Here is a 785-nt window from a genome sequence, read left to right as displayed (position 1 = left end):
CGCACCGCATGCCCCGCAGGGGGCTTTATCCTGCACCGCCCCTGCGAGCTCGGCCCCGGCACTACAGACGTTGGATGCATTGTCGGTTTCTACAGCCTGGGGAATGATTGATGCCTGCAGCACTGCCTGTCTATATGCCGTGGTTGATGACGGCCGGCTTCGGTTGGTTGTATTACCGGCGTATCCGCCGCCACTTCGGCTGGCAGCCATGGCGTCCTGTGCGTAATGGCGTCCGCATCGGCATCCTGTCGCTGGTGAGCGTGATGCTGGTGTTCGCCGCGCTGTATATCCCGCATGTGGCGCTCGGTATCGCGGCAGGTGCGGTTGCCGGTATTGGCCTTGGAATATTCGCGCTCAGGCATACCGTGATCAGCCCGCGTGATGGTCGGCCGGGATATACGCCCAATCCATGGATTGGCGGTGCGCTGGCGCTGCTGCTGATCGGACGTTTGGCGTGGCGCTGGTATGGCGGCGCTTTCAGCCAAGGCATGGGACCGGGCATGGGCAATGCCAGTCCGTTGACCCTGGCCCTGGCGGCAGCCTTGATCAGCTATGGGTTGGTGCAGGCGATCGGCTTGGCCCTGTGCCTGCGCCAGCCAAACCCGTAGGGCCGGCTGGTTGTAGTGCCGAGCCATGCTCGGCAGAGGCCTTACCGGTTGTAGTGCCGAGCCATGCTCGGCAAGAGGCCTCACCGGTTGTAGTGCCGAGCCATGCTCGGCAAGAGGCCTCACCGGTTGTAGTGCCGAGCCATGCTCGGCAGTGGCCTTACCGGGAAAGCCTCTTGC

At 63.7% G+C, this 785-nt stretch carries 1 protein-coding gene; it reads left to right on the top strand.

Features of this window, described 5'->3' with window-relative positions:
• Positions 1-110 precede the first annotated feature (110 nt).
• Entirely contained in the window at positions 111-608 is a 498-nt protein-coding gene (locus ACVOKO_RS19435) for a CcdC protein domain-containing protein (RefSeq protein ID WP_346501034.1), read from the top strand.
• Positions 609-785 lie beyond the last annotated feature (177 nt).

The sequence above is a fragment of the Stenotrophomonas sp. STEN240 genome (assembly GCF_056756175.1).
Note: the sequence above shows the minus strand (reverse complement) of the source record. Positions and strands in the feature narration are given on the sequence as shown.